Here is a 14,948-nt window from a genome sequence, read left to right as displayed (position 1 = left end):
CCCTTGGCCGCTCTGGCGGAACACTAATCCACTCTGATCGGACACTAATCTTTGGTGTTTCGAGATGTGGGGTATAAAAAGGCACTCTTGCCCGTCAGTGTCGGCCAAGACCACCAACCACAACCCAAAGCGTGAGCTTTGAAGTTGCGTTTTATCCGTCAATGGCCAACGGCCTTTTTCAACATAGCCAGGGGCATCGCCCCTGGAGCAGTAAAGCACGGCCCCATTTTGGCCAACGGCCAAATTCAATTCAAAACGTGTGGGTTGATGTTGGCCGTTGGCCAACAATACCGATTGCAAAAGCGCAACTTCAAAAAGCGTGAGCGAGGGACGCCCCCAACTCCCACGACGGCCCCGTCCGGGGCGAAACCCAGACGCCAGCCAGCGATACAGCACCAGAAAACTGCACGACCTGCTTCGTTTCGGGAGAGGTGGATGATGAATAAGCGACACGCGGCGCATCAGAGTAGAACCGTTGTCCTCAACTGTTTCGTCGGGCAACCCTCAACGGCCAAGCCCACGTTCAATCAATTCCATCTGCAAGCATTCGCATCACGCTGCTCGACGACATCAACCAACCACGCGAATATTTCGCGACAAGTGTTCCATGCCCGATCATCCCTGCCGTCCTGCTTAGAAAGCCGTTTTGATCTCCTCCAGCGATACGCCGAACAGATTTTGAGCGAGTGGTTCGAGGTCCTCTTCGGTGCCGTGGATGTGGAACGTCCGCTGCACGTGCTTCATGGTGCCACCAGGTGGCAATGCTGCCGCAGGTGAGGACGTTTCCAATTCGTAGAACGGACCGAGTGGTGGCTTGTTCGGCTCGGGCGATCCGTCGTTGTAGGAATTGATCACATCGCCGGCGTAGGGTTTGTCTTGCATTTCCCACATCGAATTGACGAACCCGTGCGGCGAGTCCTGCACGTTGTAGGTGACGATGTTCAGCACTTTTCCCGCGGCGTCGTAACTGCCGGCAATGCCTTTGGATCGTTCTGGGGAGATGCCGATTTTGCCTCGACGAGTTCCATCGCCACGGAAGAACAGTTCTTGCTCCTCGACCCGCAGGTAGTCCGGCGGGACCTCGCCAAAGTAGGCGTCGTTGACCTTGGGGCCGAGTTCTTCTTCATCACCGGAGCGAAAGGGAATGACGACGGTTGTTGTGGGCGAAGGGTTGTACATGCCGAGGATCCAAATCGAGAGCAAACCCGTTTCGCTCTTCCAGGGATTCTCGCCCGTGTTGGCGATTCGATTGTCGGTTTCGTAACCCACGACGCGAAGATTGTCACCCAACTCAACCTGCAATTGGTCAGCGGCTTCTTGGGGGCTGAGAAGCTTGATCGTGCGCTCGATACCGACGTTGAATTTCGTGCCACTGTGGTTAGTCAGTTTCGCTGAGTGACTGAATTTGGCGGAGACGTCTGTTTGCTCGACCAGCTCGTAGGTCTCGGTGTCGATCGCCGGAGGCGTTGTCCAGTCCGAGAACTCGAATTGGGTTCCGGGATCGAAGAACAGTCCATACTGCCCACCTTCGGGACCGAGCCAGAAACGTTCTTCACCGCCAAAGATGTAAATGTGCTCTTCGAGTTTGCCTTTCCTCTCGTCGTCCGAAAGGAAACCTTGTTCGATGACGGGACGGTTGATCCAGCCAAAGCTTGGGCCGGTGTTGCGATCAAAGGTGCTGGTCATCACTCGGCCTTGGTAGGCCGGCGCCACGGCGACCGCTGCATCACCGTGATGCAGCAGAACCACATCGGTGTGTTCTTTCATGAACGCCACATCATCGGCGAACCCGTCCACCGCGGTGGCTGATTCAGGAAAGAGACTCATGGCTGCTACCACCAAACCTGCAAACGTTGTGAAAGTTGTGAAAGTTGTGTTCTTCATCTCAGTTTTTCTCCGTGACATCGAACCGTTGAATGAATGGCAGCCCACCGCGTTGCTTGCCTTTTGGTCTTCCAATTTCGACGCCCCAATCCGGGAGTTGGCCTTTGCCGCTTTCAGTGAACGCTTCCGGCCGGTAGGCGCCGCCTGCCCATGGACCGTTTTTCAATGGGTGAGTTTTGGTGAAGTGAATTCCGTCTTCGGCATACAGGATTGAATTCGTGATTGCTTTCGGGCCTGTCGTGCCGATCATCGCGGCGACGCCTTTGCCTTGAGGCCACACCAAGACTTCGTGGTTCCCCGGGATCACCGGGTTGGCTTCGTGACGCACGTAGGGGCCCTCTGGTTTGTCAGCGATCGCCAACCCCATTTGGGTTTGGCCGGGGCCTTTGCCCAGTTGGCGGCCTTTGTAGTAGAACCAAATCTTCCCGTCGCGGACGATCAAGCAAGCATCATCGACCAGGTGACTGTCGAAGTCACCCCGGTTTTCGCTGTTGGATAGCGCCGGATTGGTTGGTAGACGCTCCCAAGGACCGTCGGGTGAATCGGAAACCGCGATGCCGATTTTTGAATCGGGTTGAAAGCCCTTGCCATACTTCTTGGATGTCCCGGTGTAGAACAACCAATAGCGTCCTTCAGCGACCAGGATGTTGGGCGTGAAGACGCTGGCTCCTTCCCAACTGCCGGGTTCTCCTTTCGCGAGGGCCATGCCTTTTTCGGTCCACTGGTGACCGTCCTTCGACGTCGCGTACCAGATCGTGGCGTCGTATCCCGGTGAGATCTTTCCTTTCGAATACCACACGTAGAAGAGGTCATCGACTTGGATGATGTCGCTGGGGTCGCGACGCATGACACCGGGGTCGGCACCAATGCCCTCGACGGCCGAGTGCGTGACAACGACAGTCGGTGCATCGGGCGAATCAGCGTGGGCGGAGCTCGCCAGGATCACGAGGAGAGCAGGGAGAAAGAGTTTTTGCATGTTGGTTTTCAAGGTGTTTTTTCGAGTGAGGTGAATTTGGTTGCGGCTGAGTCGGGCAACGGTTCAGCGTTCCTGCGGGGCAACCAGATTGATGTTTCGTTGATCGGTTCCGGTTGTGTGAACGTCACCGAGTTCGTTTCGAATCCGTTCGGCTTGGCTTTGCAGGCGGGCGACAATCTCGGGATGACGATCCGCGACGTTTTGCTTTTCGTTCACGTCGCGATCCAGGTTGAACAGCTGTGGCTTTTTGAGTGTCACAAAGCCTTTCGTTTTGTCGGGCTTCTTCGACCAGAAGGGTTGGTCGTCCGTCGTGCGGGGAAGATGCAGTTTCCAGTTGCCTTCTCGGACGGCTTGCAGATTGGTGCCGTTGTAGTAGCAGAGAAACGGGTGCGGTGATTGGTTGTCTTTGCCGATCAGGATCGGCAGGATGTTCTTGCCATCCAGCTTGCGATCATCCGGTGGCTGAACTCCGGCGAGTCCACAGAACAGCGGCAGCAGATCCATGCTGGTCAGCGTGACGTCCGAAACTTGGTTGGGTGCGATCTTGCTTGGCCAACGGAAGATCCCCGGCACGCGGTGCCCGCCTTCCATCGTGCAGTACTTGCCACCGTTCAATCCGCCGGCGGATCCATTTCGCGTGGGGCCGTTGTCGGATGTGAACACCACCAACGTGTTCTCGTCGATCCCGGCATCGCGAATCGCTTGCATGATTCGGCCGGTGCTGTGATCCAGTTCTTTGATGAAGTCGCCGTACTTGCCTTTTTCAGATGTGCCAACAAAGTCTTTGCTGGGACGCAACGGGTTGTGCACGATGTGATGCGATACATAGATGAAGAACGGATCGTCTTGTTGTCGATCGATGAACTCGATGACTTCATCGGTGTAGCGTTTCGTCAGCACTTCGCAGGGTACGTTTTCTTGCTCCACCGCTTTGCCGCGATACAGGGTGTTGTGATTCTTGCCTCGCCGTGGTTCGTAGTTGCTGGGGATTCCAAGGTATTCATCGAAACCGGCGTCGAGCGGGTGCGAACCTTCCACTTCCATGCCCAAGTGCCACTTGCCCACCATCAACGAACGATAGCCAGCGGGATGCAGCAGTTCGGGGATCGTGAGTTCCTCCGGGGCAAAACCGTAGTCTTGGTATTTCGCGACGTTTTCGTTGCGGGCCACGGGCATGCCACATCGCATCGGGTAGCGACCGGTCAGCAGAGCGGCGCGAGAAGGACTGCACACGTTGGCAGGGACGAAAAAGTCCGTGCTGCGAAAACCTTCTTCGGCGAGTGCATCGAGGTGAGGCGTCTTCACGCCCGATGAATCGTAGCAACTGATATCACCGTAACCGAGATCATCCGCGAAAATGACGACGAAGTTGGGCTTGGTCGTTCCCGCTGTTGTCCCGCGACCTGCCGGCGAAACGGACGCGGTGGGGGACGGAGGTTGCTTTGCGGCTTGGGGTTTCTTCTTGGGCGACGGTTTCTTTTGCCGCGTGCCTTGGGATCCCTTCTTGGGACGATAGGACTCCAATAGCGTTTTCATTTCTTCCACGACCTCGGGATGTTCCCGATACACATTGGTGGTCTGGGATCGGTCCTTTTCCAAATCGTATAGCTGAGCGGGAGGAGCATCCTTCTTGAGGCGACCGTTTTCAATGTCGCTGTTTTTATGGCCGGAGAACTGAACCGCGGCGGGACCTCCCCAAGCGTGATGCTGGGGTTTGGAACCGTTGAATCCGCCGCTGCCACGGGCGCCGATGTACAGCCACTTGCCTTTGCGAACGGCCAAGTTGCGTGGCTGGCGTGGTGCGAGGACCAACTCCGTCCGCAAGGGTTCGCTGGGTTCATCCAGCAACGCAGGCAACATGTTGATGCTGTCTTTCTGCTCCGACGATGGCATCTCCTGCTCGGTCAGCGCCGAAAACGTGGCAAACAGGTCGACTTGGCTGATCAGTTGATCGGACTGAGTTCCCGGTTTGATTTTGCCCGGCCATTTCGCGATCAAGGGAACGCGGTGCCCGCCTTCCCAGACGCCGAACTTGAACCCCAACAATTCGCCATTGGGTTGATGCCCGGCTTGGATTGCATCGCGTCCTGCTCGGTTGAGCATGGCACCGTTGTCGCTGGTGAAGAGAACCAGCGTGTTGTCAGTCAGGCCATTGTCTTCGAGCGAATTCACTATCTCGCCGACCATCCAGTCCAACTCATGGACAAAATCGCCGTAGAGGCCGCACTGGCTGGTGCCCTTGAAACGGGGCGCCGGGGTGAATGGGTGATGAATGTTGGGAGTGGCGAAATACAGAAAGAACGGATCGTCTTTCTTTTCACTGATCCACTTCACCGCGCGTTCCGTCAGGAGCGTGCCTGTTTTCTCGTCGTCGTAGATTTCGTGAGCCTTGAGAGCACCGCTGAATCGGTTGGGGCTCTTGATGGACGCTTCTGCAGGAAACGTGGGCGTGGGGGACACGGGTTTGCCTCCGTACACCAACGGATCGTTTGGATCGTATCCGAAGATGCTGTCATCGTTGACATAGACGTAGGGGCTGCCGCTGTTGACCAAGGGAACACCAAAGTAGTGATCAAACCCGACGTCCTGAGGTCCCGGCCGCAGTGGCACTTGCCAATCGTTCGGTTCTTCTTTGAATCCCAGATGCCATTTCCCGAGACAGGCTGTCGCGTAGCCTTTGTCCTTGAAGACCTTTCCGATCGTCTGCGTGTTCGTGTCGATGATCAAACCGGAGGTCGTTGGCAGCGGGCCCCAGACTCCTTGACCTCCCATCGCGCGAAGTGGGTACTGGCCGGTGAGCAGCCCGTACCGCGAAGGCGTGCAGACCGCGGATGCGGAGTGGGCGTCGGTGAACCGACGTCCTTCCGAGGCAAGTTGATCAATGTTCGGTGTCGATAGTTTCGTTGCTCCATAGCAACTCAGGTCCCCGTAGCCGAGGTCGTCAACAAAAATCAGTACGACGTTGGGTGGACGCTCCGCTGCGACGGATGTGACGCTGGCAATCAGCAGCACCAATGCGGCAGCGCAAAGAGGGATCGGAGATGAATTCATGAGAGGCATTTGCTTGGGCCGGGATGAGGTCACGGCTGGAAAGAGTCGGTGCGGAAGGGGGAAGCGGGAAGCTTGGCCGCGTTGACCAGGTTCACTTTGGGTTTGCCCGCGAATGCGTAGCGAACATAGAGCGGGTGCGTCAGTTCAGATGAACTCAGCACCACGGTTTGACCCCGCAGTTCAGCGGTTGCGGGAACCCATTTTTGTGAATCGTCTGACAACCAAAATCCGGTGGGGGCGTTTCCATCGAGAGTCCGCAGGCCGCCGGCATGTTCGAAGTGGACCACCAACCGATCGTCCAGCACTTCGACGCGTTGCATTTTGGGACCCTCTGCCTCGATGGTCTGGCCCAATGTCTCGCGAGCCGCCAGTAGTGCCAGTCGCTGGCCGATGGGCAGTTTGTCCTTGGGATGAATGTTTTTGAGATCACCCAAGTCGATGGTGTTGACGACGGAAGTGTGAGGCAGTTCCAGTGATTGCAACTGCGACTCTCGCATCCAAGCCCACGAGTGAGTGCTCGGATGTTCGGGGCCCATTTGCGGGCCTGTCGGCAGCGGTTTGAAATAGCCGGGCAACATCACGACCAGGAAGTGCATGTCCTCGTTGCCCCACTCCTTTCGGTAGCGTTCAATCCAGGCCTTCAAGGTGGGGCCATATTTCAGGATCCCCGAGTGGCGTGAAAACCAGGGCTCCTTTGACATCCCAAACATCGACTGGGTGTTTCGTTCGCCTTGGTACCACACCAGCCCTCGGCTAGCGTAAGGCACCAACGGATGAATCATCGCGTTGTAGAGAATGTTCGATTGGCGACGCAGGAAGATGTCGTCGGCTCGGCTCCAGGGTTTCTTGCCATTCAGAATGGAAGCGATCCGATCTTGGGTGTCCGTGTCCGCATCGAACTCGTCCATCATCGTCTTGAAATGTGGCACGGTGTCGGACATCTCTCTCGGCATCCAGGCTTCGATCGATGAACTGCCCCAACACGCCAACACAATGCCCACCGGAACGTCGCCGGCTTGTTCCAAGAAGTGAGCAAACGAAAACGCGACGGCGCTATTGGGCGGCTGCTCCGTCCATTTGCCTTCCAAGCGATCTTGCTCGGTCATCGCGACGGTTCGTTTCACTTCGAAGCATCGAATGTTCTCTGAGCTGGCGGCCAAAGATTGGATTTCAGGAACCGCTGCGGTTGAGAATTGCATGTTGGATTGCCCGGAACAAATCCAGACTTCGCCAACGACAACATTGGTGAACGAAACCGTGGTGGTGGAGCTGGAGACCTGCAGTGTTTGTGGTTCTGCACTGGCAGGCATCGGATTCAGTTGAACTTTCCAGGTTCCATCGGCGTCGGCGACGGACTGCTGTTTTTGTCCATCAAACTCCACCGTGATCGCCGTCCCAGGATCAGCCGATCCCCAAACCGGAACCAGCATCTTTTGTTGCAGCACCGCGTTGTCGGTGAACGGCGATGCGACCGACAGATCGGCCATCGCAGTGGCGGGATACGACAACAGAAAGCATCCGGCGACGATTGCGAGACGCACCAGGTGACTTGGCGAACGGTGCCGCATGGCGGGTTGGTCATTTGACATTGAGTGCCTCGATCCGTTGATGGTTGACTGGTCCGGTGAGGTATCCCAGTTTCACCAGGAATTGATCGGTCTTGGCCAGCGTGTCGTTGAAACCGCCTCGTTTGGGATTGAAGAACCCGTGCGGTTGGCCTTCGTACAAATGGAGTTCTGTTGGGATGCCCGCCGCGATCATCTTGTCGCGAAAGGCTTCTGCGGTGGCGACAGGAACGTGTTGGTCTTTGGTGCCCAGAAACACGATCGCCGGCGGATCATCCGGCGTGATGTTGTGAGCGGGCGAGATCGCGGGGAACCACTCTTGGATCCGGTCGTAGCCATACCCACCCTCTTTCGCGTTGTCGTAAACCGGGTTGAACAAGACCAACGCGTTCGGTTTGGAAGAGACGGAATGATCTTCTCCTTCCGCTTCAAAGCCTTCGCAGAAACCGGCTGCCGCGGCCACGTGCCCGCCCGCGGAGCCGCCGCCCGCAATGATTTGCTCAGGATCGATACCCAATCGCTGCGAGTTTTGACGAACCCAGCGGATGGCTGACTTGCCGTCTTCCACGCAGGCATCGGGAGTGACTTTCTGGCGGCTCTTGACGCGATAGTCGGCCACAAAGGCAACGATACCGCGAGAGGCCAGGTAGCGACTTTGCGGTGCCAATTGACTCACCTTGCCGCCGTTCCATCCGCCTCCAAAGAAGAACACCGCCGCCGGTCGCTTGTCTTTCGCGGGGGCGTGACCTTCTGGGTCAAAACGGTAGATGAACAGATCGTCGCCGGAAGCGGTTTTGTAAACCTCCGCGGTGGCGCCAGGCATGGCGACTTGTTCGGTCTTCGCCATCGCGGGCGTCGCCATCAGAAGGAGCGCGATCAACAGCGGTAATGTCGGTGGGAATTTCATGGGGATGTTTGTTCTTGTGTGTTAACGGGCAGAAGTGGTTCGAATGATTCAGTAGTTGACTGTTCCACCTCGCGCCGGTTTCTGTCGTTCGTTCTTCCACCACTGGTCAGGGCCTTCGGATTCAATTCCCCGCCAGACCTTCATCAGTTCGTCTTTCATTGCTGCCGTTTTCTCTGGCATGGCGGCGGCCAAGTCGTGTTCTTCCTTCCAGTCCTTTTGAATTTCGTAGAGTTGGAACTTCGTCAGTGTCTCGTCGCCGACCAATTTCCAGTCACCGATGCGAAGTGCCACGCGGTCACCGGGCGGTGAAACATGAGTTCGCCAGAACAGCGGGATCTTCCTTTCAACCGGGGTGCCGTCGAAGGCGGGCAGCATGCTGACACCGTCAATCGTGCGGTCGTCGGGCAGTGGGATGCCGGTGATGTCCAACACCGTGGCGAAGATGTCCGTGCCGACCACCGGGACGTCACTGACGGTTCCTGGTGGGATGTGTCCCGGCCAACGAACAACACCGGGGACTCGGATGCCTCCTTCGTGGTCGCTGCGTTTGTTGCCTCGCAGTCCGCCCGACGATCCGCCAAACGCAGGGACGGGCCCATTGTCGGAAGTGAAGAACAGCAGCGTGTTGTCGCTCACACCTTGTGCGTCGAGTGCGTCCATCACCATTCCCAAGGCGTGATCCATCTGGGTGATGTTCCCCATGTACTTGCTGTTTTCGTGTCCCTTGTACAAGTCCTGAAACCGCGAATCGGTTGCGATGGGCGAATGGGGTTCGTGCACCCACACCGTCATGGCGAATGGTTTGGCAGGATCGTGAATCTCTTTCAGCCAGCGTGCTGCTTCGGTGGCAACCAACTGGGCTGAGTACCCTTCGAGCTTGCCGACTGGTTCGCCGTTGCGAACGAAGTTGTCGGGGTTCTTGTGGCTGGGGCTGGCGTTGTTTTGCGTGCACATCCAATGATCGAATCCATGATCGCCGGGATGCGGGAATTCAGGATTGTTGAATTGCTGCCTCGAGAGCAAGTGCCATTTTCCGACGTGGCATGTTTCGTAACCAACCTCTTTCAATCGCTCCGGGAAGGTGATCTCGCTGGCACGCAGGTGGGCTTCATGATTGCCTGACAAGTGCCGATAAACGCCGTTTCGATAAGGCGTCCGTCCAGTCAAAATCGCGGACCGGGATGGCGAGCAGACTCCGCACGCAGAATAGCACTGCGTGAACTTCACGCCTTGAGACGCCAGACGATCGAGATTGGGCGTTTGAATCAGTTCGTGGCCGTAGGTGGCGGAGTCGCCCCAGCCCATGTCGTCAGCGACAAAGACCACGATGTTGGGCTCGGCAGCTTCGATGGACGGCGATCCGGCGAGCGCCGCGAGCAGCATCGTCGGAAGCATCAGTGCAGTTCGAATCATGGGGGCATTCGATGGGAGAAGGGGACGGGACATCAAGAGTTCAAGAGGGCGTGTTGGCTTGCGTGGGATTTACCGATCACTTCACGACGGCAGGTGTTCGAGGAAGAACTGCACGGTGTGCTCGATGATGGCTTCGCGAGAGGGTTCGATGTCCGCGTCGACCTTTCGCCAGTTGTGCCCTGCGTTTTGAATGATCATGACTTCCACCGGTGCTTCGACCGCGTCCGCTTTCTGCTTCATGTGGTGGGCATGCTTGACCGGGATGGTCGTGTCTTTGTCGCCCTGGATCATCAGCAGCGGCCGGCTGTCTGAACTCAGGTAGTTGACCGGACTCATCTCACGGTAGAGTTGCAGTTTGTTTGCCGCCGATGGGTTCGAACCCAGAATGCGAGGTCCGAATCGATCGCGGAAGTCCGCTCGGTCGTCGTGATTGAACAAACTGGTCTGCTCAAAGTCGCAGGGCCCGTACCAGGAAACACCTGCCAGCATGGTGTAGGGCGTTGCCGCCAACTCTTCGTCTCCTGGAAGCGTTTCTGGCGAGGTCAGCAACAGCATTTGTGCGATCTGCCCGCCCGCGGAATCGCCCATGACGAAGAACTTGGTGGCATCCAAGCGAAGCGTTTCGCCGTTCTTGGCCAAATAACGCACCGCGTCTTTGGAGTCGATCACGCAGTCTCGCATCGTGACGCCACTGTTTGGCTTGCACAGCCGATAGTTCACCGACGCCACTGCGAATCCGTGATCGAGCAGTTGGCCAAACACGGTTTTGAACGAACCCTTGGCGGCGCCCTGTTTGCTGCCAGCCGCCCATCCACCTCCATGCGTGTACACGATCACGGGGCAAGGTTCATCGGCAGGCCGTTCGTCGGTTTGCAGTTCACTGGAGTTCCCTTTGGCGGGGTAGTAAAGGTCCAGCAAGAGATCCTTTTGCCCGACCGTTTTGTAAACGAGATCGAGTTTGCGTTCTCCTCCGGTGTCCAGAGACGCCGTCTGTTCTTGGCTCAGTTCGTCGATCGAAAGTTTCTTGTCCAGATTGGAATCGAGTTTTCGATAGCGATTCCAGGCACGCGAATTTTCGCTCTGTTCCCAGGTTCCGTTTTCGTTCTTGTCAAACTTTTGCATCAGCCGCGTGGCAGCCGCTGTTCGGGCGGGAGGAGCGGCATCGGCCAGGGATGGCAAAAGGAACCAATGGCTGGCAACGAGCAGGATGGTTCCTGGAATAGGAAGGCGGATCACGGTGGGGCGTCTCCGGGGTGAGATGACATGGGTGCGTTGTTTACGACCGTCGTTTCATTTCTTCTTTCGTTTGGCCTTTTTGCTCATGAACGGTTGCTTGTCCTGAACCGAAACGTTTCGGTCGAACAGCGTGCTATGTCGTTGGTAGTCGTTGTACTCCACCGCTTGCGATTTCCACTTCGCGAGCTCTTGGTCGTATCGGGTTCGCATCGTCTCCAGCACGTCCACGCTTGCTGGTTCGTTGGCTAGGTTGACCAGTTCCAACGGGTCGTTTTGCGTGTCAAACAATTCCTCGGAGGGTTCCATCCGCTCGTCGCCGTACCACCAGTACGTGTATCTGTATTGCTTCGTCAGGCAACTCAGGCTGTGAGTGGGCAGCGGGCCGAACACGTTGATGAACGACATTTGTTCGTGGCCACCATCTTCTGGATCTTGCAGCAGTCCCAACAGGCTTTTGCCGTCCATGTTGGATGGGATTGGAAGTCCGGCTAGTTCCAGCATGGTGGGAGCGAAATCGATGTTGCCGGTCAATTGCTTGCAGCGGACTTGTTGTCCATTGAGCGGACTGCGTGGGTCGTAGACCATCAGCGGAACGCGGGACGATTCTTCCATCGGCAACACCTTGGAACCGTAGCCGTGTGAGCCGCAGATGTAACCGTTGTCGCTGGTGTAGATCACAACGGTGTTGTCCGCCACACCTTGAGCTTTCAGTTCGTCGCGAATCATCCCGAGAGCGACGTCGATGGCATAAACCTGTTGATGGTACTTGGCCATTTCTCCGTCGTAGTCATCGTCATAGTCCCACTCGGTGAAGCGTGGGAATTGCCGACCGAGTTTGCTTTGTGGTGCGAGGTGCTCGCTGTATTCCCGTCCAAAGTTCAATGGTTTGGTGAACTGTTTTCCTGCGTAGACGTGACTGAACCGTGGGTCCGGGGTCGCCGGCTTGTGAGGTGCTTTGAAACTGATCGACAAACAGAACGGTTGGTCTTGCTTCGCCGCTTCTCGAATGACGTCTTTCCCGAAGGCTGCGTAAGAAAGTGTCGAGTGGGGATACTGCTTGGCATACTTCCGCATCGACTCGTTCTGTGCAGTCGCATAGCTCGTTTGGCCTGGCCCGCCGCCCCAGAAGTCGAAGTCGTCTTCACACAAACCTTTGCCATCCACGACCAATCCGAACTTGCCGGCAAAGGCGGTGAGGTAACCCGCTTCGCGAAGGAGGACGGGATACGATTGGGCCCACACGTCTTGGTGCATGTTGCCGTGTTCGAAATTGCAGCCGGTTTTGTACTCGTACATTCCTGTGAACACGTTGGCCCGGCTAGCCATGCAGATTGCGGTGGTGTTGTAGTGCTTGTCGAACAGCACCCCGTCACGGGCGAGTTGATCCATGTTGGGTGTCAGGACGTCTTCGTTCCCGTAGCAGCCAACGGAGTAGGTCGATTGGTCGTCCGCGAACAGGAAGACGATGTTGGGGGACGCTTCGGCGTTGTTGGTTTCTTTTGGTTCGTCTTGTTGAGCGGACGCGGGAGTACAAAGCGTTCCGCAAACAATCGCGGTCGCAAGAAGAAGTGCTAGGAAGCGAATCATCGAAGCGTTTCTCGGTGAGGTTGGTGTGAGCATGTACGGTCGTTCGGTGCTGATGTCGGAGAAGCAATTGATAGCGGCAGGGCGCGAGCCCTCCGGTGACGTGCCGGGCGGTTGGCGCCGCTACGCTAAGAAGGATTCATTGAGGAACGGTTTCTTTATCTACAAGTCCGGCCTTTGAAACGTCCCAAGGCACGAAGCCAAGACGCAGTGCCGGGGAATCGGGACTCAGTCGGAAGTCGCCGTTGGCGGGATCAACAAACAACGGATCAACGGCCAGGCTCTGCGCGTCGACACCGTCTTGCCTTTGCTTGTCCAACATTTGCTCGCCCAGGGCAGGGTCGCTGACGCAGTAGTAGATGTTGTGATCGGTGTCCGCGTCTTTGGAACGAGCCAAAGCCCTGCCTCGCCGATCCTCGCTCGTTCGGCCTTTGCCAGGTGGCAGTTCATCAATGAACGTGCAAGTCTCCGAGGACGAGTAGAAAATGTTTCGCTGGATCGTTGCCCCTGTGAGTGGGCCTTCACGAACCGAGAGGTAGTAACCTCGAGGTGGAGCGATGATGTCGGCCACGATGTTGTTTTCAACACGTGTGTTCAACTTCATCAGGATGCCCTGCGAGGTGCACTTGTAGATCAGGTTCTCTGCGATCAGCGTGTCGCGTTGCCCGCCGTCGGTGCGAATGGCAGCTTGCATGATCATCGGGGCAACGAGGTGATGAACGAAGTTGCGGCGGATCACGTTTTCTGAACCTGCCCCGCGAATGTAGATGGCGTTGCCGTCGCCGAGCATCTCCATCGCGTGATGAATCTCGTTGAGTTCAATGGTGTTGTCGTGCGTGTGCAGGTAGGGAAGCACGTCCTGCAGTTTGGGTTGCTTCGGCAGGGATGCGATTTCATGCCGACGGATGGTCCGTCCGAGTTCTCTGCCTTGGCGTCGGAAGAAGTCCGTCATGCAACCGGAGAGGATGATCCCGGTGTAGGGGGTGTTGTGGACCAGGTTGTTCGCGACACGATTCTCACCGCTTTGCCAAAGCATGATCCCGGGCGAGTGCGAATGGATTCGACCGGTGTGATGAATGTAGTTGTTGAAGACCAGGTTTTCGCGATTGACATCTTTGGTGCCGGGACCGTAACCGCACAACAGAATGCCGGCACCGCCCATGTGCTCGATCACGTTGCCAGCAATCGTGTTGTGTTGGCCGTGTAAATCGACACGGATGGCAGTGCCTCCACTGTGGGCAAAGTGGCACTGCTCGATTTTGCAGTGCTCGGTTCCTCGCAACCGGACCAGCGCATTGGCTTTGTCGTGCATGTCCCAGTCGTGCTGCAGTCCCGCGTCGTCACTGGCGATTCGATCGCTTTCGCCGTGCATGAAAGTCAGGCCGCGCAAGCAAAGGTTCGTCACTGGAATGTCTCGCGGGCCTTCTTTGTCAATCTTGCCTTCGATGCGGATCAGTTCCTTCAGCCGTGGGGCCAAAATTGGCGAGTCATTTCGCGGCCAAAGATAAAGTTTGCCAGTTTGGGTGTTGAGAGCCCATTCGCCTGGCTCGTCGAGTTCCTCCAGGGTATTTTCTACCCAGCACGAGTGGGTTGTTTTGAGGAAATGAAGCGGGTTCATCGCATAGGTCGCGTCGATCGACGTTCGGGCGATCTGCTTCTTCTCGTTCACGGATTCCAGCGGCAGGATGTTCACAATCCATGCATGATGCGGACGAACAACGATCTCGATGTCTTCGACATTGGTCCAGTTCTTCAGGCGACCCGCTGGAAAATGCAGCTCGTTGCGACTGCCGCCCTTCAACGGAATGAACCCTTGAGATCGGGCTCTCGGGAGCATGCCCTCTGCATCGAAGAGTGTGTGGAACCGGGCGGAGACATCCGCCACCTGCACCTTGCCAAGGGCTTTTTCTGGCAGACCGGGCGGGGGCGTCGTGACTGGTTGCCAACCCGTGATTGCTTGGCCGGCACTGAACACCGGCGTTTCGCCTGGGCAAGCCGCGTAGGTGACTTTGCGATTGGGGGTCCCTGAATCCTGAAGCCCAAAGACGACGGTTTCGGTCAGGCGGTACGTGCCGCCGCGAATCAGAACCAAGGCATCGCCTGCAGGGTTGCTGCCTGAGGTGCGGATTGCGTCACGAGCTCGTGGAAGCGTGGCGAATGGGCCATCGGTTTGGGAGTCGTTTGGCTCCGCGAGCGTGCCGGACCAGTTGTCACGACCTTCGGGCGACACATAGAAGTCGGCCGTAGGTTCGGCGGCAGAGCCATTGCCGGCTGCCATCGAAAGCGTCAACAAAATCAGGATGCAGGGTTGGAAAGAACTCAGCTTTGTCAT

At 56.9% G+C, this 14,948-nt stretch carries 10 protein-coding genes; all 10 read right to left on the bottom strand.

All coding sequences use genetic code 11. The features are described 5' to 3' along the window. Positions 1-501: hypothetical protein (locus RISK_RS32855; RefSeq protein WP_236695917.1), on the bottom strand; the 501-nt coding region annotated here is incomplete at its 3' end. A gap of 132 nt (positions 502-633) precedes the next feature. After that, positions 634-1,884, bottom strand: coding sequence for a DUF6786 family protein (locus tag RISK_RS00740; protein ID WP_047812345.1), 1,251 nt, complete (start codon positions 1,882-1,884; stop codon positions 634-636). Between the two features lies 1 nt (position 1,885). Continuing rightward, positions 1,886-2,860: a family 43 glycosylhydrolase gene (locus RISK_RS00735; RefSeq protein WP_047812353.1), complete on the bottom strand. Its 975-nt coding sequence runs from the start codon at positions 2,858-2,860 to the stop codon at positions 1,886-1,888. 63 nt (positions 2,861-2,923) lie between these two features. Then, a complete protein-coding gene (locus tag RISK_RS00730; RefSeq protein ID WP_102017491.1) occupies positions 2,924-5,920 on the bottom strand; it encodes a sulfatase-like hydrolase/transferase in 2,997 nt (998 codons plus the stop codon). A 20-nt stretch (positions 5,921-5,940) separates the two neighbouring features. Further along, entirely contained in the window at positions 5,941-7,500 is a 1,560-nt protein-coding gene (locus RISK_RS00725; RefSeq protein WP_047812343.1) for a sialate O-acetylesterase, read from the bottom strand. Beyond that, positions 7,490-8,383, bottom strand: coding sequence for an alpha/beta hydrolase (locus RISK_RS00720; RefSeq protein WP_047812342.1), 894 nt, complete (start codon positions 8,381-8,383; stop codon positions 7,490-7,492). The genes RISK_RS00725 and RISK_RS00720 overlap by 11 nt, the downstream gene beginning before the upstream one ends. A gap of 48 nt (positions 8,384-8,431) precedes the next feature. After that, positions 8,432-9,778, bottom strand: coding sequence for a sulfatase-like hydrolase/transferase (locus RISK_RS00715; protein ID WP_047812352.1), 1,347 nt, complete (start codon positions 9,776-9,778; stop codon positions 8,432-8,434). Between the two features lie 99 nt (positions 9,779-9,877). Beyond that, a complete protein-coding gene (locus RISK_RS00710) occupies positions 9,878-11,032 on the bottom strand; it encodes an alpha/beta hydrolase (RefSeq protein WP_047812341.1) in 1,155 nt (384 codons plus the stop codon). Between the two features lie 54 nt (positions 11,033-11,086). Next, complete coding sequence (locus RISK_RS00705) at positions 11,087-12,619, bottom strand: sulfatase family protein (RefSeq protein ID WP_047812340.1); 1,533 nt, start codon at positions 12,617-12,619, stop codon at positions 11,087-11,089. A gap of 136 nt (positions 12,620-12,755) precedes the next feature. Continuing rightward, a complete protein-coding gene (locus tag RISK_RS00700; protein WP_047812339.1) occupies positions 12,756-14,948 on the bottom strand; it encodes a right-handed parallel beta-helix repeat-containing protein in 2,193 nt (730 codons plus the stop codon).

The sequence above is a fragment of the Rhodopirellula islandica genome (genome assembly GCF_001027925.1).
Lineage (GTDB): Bacteria > Planctomycetota > Planctomycetia > Pirellulales > Pirellulaceae > Rhodopirellula > Rhodopirellula islandica.
This window is presented reverse-complemented; position numbering and strand designations above follow the sequence as displayed.

What these genes read in the sequence shown, in the direction of transcription:
- RISK_RS00730 (WP_102017491.1), bottom strand. Translation starts at nt 5,920, where the DNA reads ATGCCTCTCATGAATTCATCTCCGATCCCTCTTTGCGCTGCCGCATTG.
- RISK_RS00700 (WP_047812339.1), bottom strand. Translation starts at nt 14,948, where the DNA reads ATGACAAAGCTGAGTTCTTTCCAACCCTGCATCCTGATTTTGTTGACG.
- RISK_RS00725 (WP_047812343.1), bottom strand. Translation starts at nt 7,500, where the DNA reads ATGTCAAATGACCAACCCGCCATGCGGCACCGTTCGCCAAGTCACCTG.
- RISK_RS00735 (WP_047812353.1), bottom strand. Translation starts at nt 2,860, where the DNA reads ATGCAAAAACTCTTTCTCCCTGCTCTCCTCGTGATCCTGGCGAGCTCC.
- RISK_RS00715 (WP_047812352.1), bottom strand. Translation starts at nt 9,778, where the DNA reads ATGCTTCCGACGATGCTGCTCGCGGCGCTCGCCGGATCGCCGTCCATC.
- RISK_RS00705 (WP_047812340.1), bottom strand. Translation starts at nt 12,619, where the DNA reads ATGATTCGCTTCCTAGCACTTCTTCTTGCGACCGCGATTGTTTGCGGA.
- RISK_RS00720 (WP_047812342.1), bottom strand. Translation starts at nt 8,383, where the DNA reads ATGAAATTCCCACCGACATTACCGCTGTTGATCGCGCTCCTTCTGATG.
- RISK_RS00740 (WP_047812345.1), bottom strand. Translation starts at nt 1,884, where the DNA reads ATGAAGAACACAACTTTCACAACTTTCACAACGTTTGCAGGTTTGGTG.